This is a genomic window from Pseudomonas sp. UMAB-08, from assembly GCF_900095225.1.
Taxonomy (GTDB): Bacteria; Pseudomonadota; Gammaproteobacteria; order Pseudomonadales; family Pseudomonadaceae; genus Aquipseudomonas.
Map to the genome: position 1 here is coordinate 1 of NZ_LT607457.1, position 681 is coordinate 681.

A 681-nucleotide genomic window follows, 5' to 3' on the forward strand; every position below is an offset into this window, starting at 1 on the left:
GTCACACCCTCCAATACAGCGTGATGGGTAACGGCTGCTCAAACGGCTAAGCCTCACGCTTCAAGCAGAGTTGTGACCCAAGCCCCCTCTTATGAGGGGGCTTTTTGTTGTGCGCTCGTTAAGGCCTACGCCTTCGGCAACGGCTGCTGCTCATCGTTCAGCGCCTAGACCGCACCGCCGCCTGATCGACGCAAGGCCTTGAAAAACAACGCCTCAGGCATTGTTACCGTTTCGGTAAAGAATATTATGGTTCTTTTGGGTTTAACTAAATACTCACCCTTGTAAACTAACCCCATTCCCTGGCAAACGAAACAAACAGGGAGTGGTACTTCGTGTTAGACCTCACTCTAAACGGTTTAACAACTTCTTCCGCCACGTTGGCAAATGAAGTCAGTCAGCTGTGATTGATTTAAAGGCCTGTAAATAAAATGAAAAGCTTAATCGTACTTGCGTTGGCCGGTTTCTCTACACTCGCAGCTGCTGGCGAAGTGCAGGCTGTTAACGCGTCAGCCACTGAACAGTACACGTACGCTACGGAACTTGATGTCGCTAAAGTTATTAGCATGGACTCGGTCCCGGACGCATGTGGTGTCGTTCCAGTGCAGATGACCTACGAAGACCATCAAGGTCAGCGTCACACCCTCCAATACAGCGTGATGGGTAACGGCTGCTCAAACGGCT

General features: G+C 50.7%; 1 protein-coding gene. It reads left to right on the forward strand.

Going from position 1 to position 681, the window contains the following annotated elements:
- Window positions 1–428: 428 nt before the first annotated feature.
- Window positions 429–681 (forward strand): DUF2790 domain-containing protein (locus tag K0F75_RS25400; protein ID WP_219064703.1); only part of this gene is annotated, 253 nt, incomplete at its 3' end.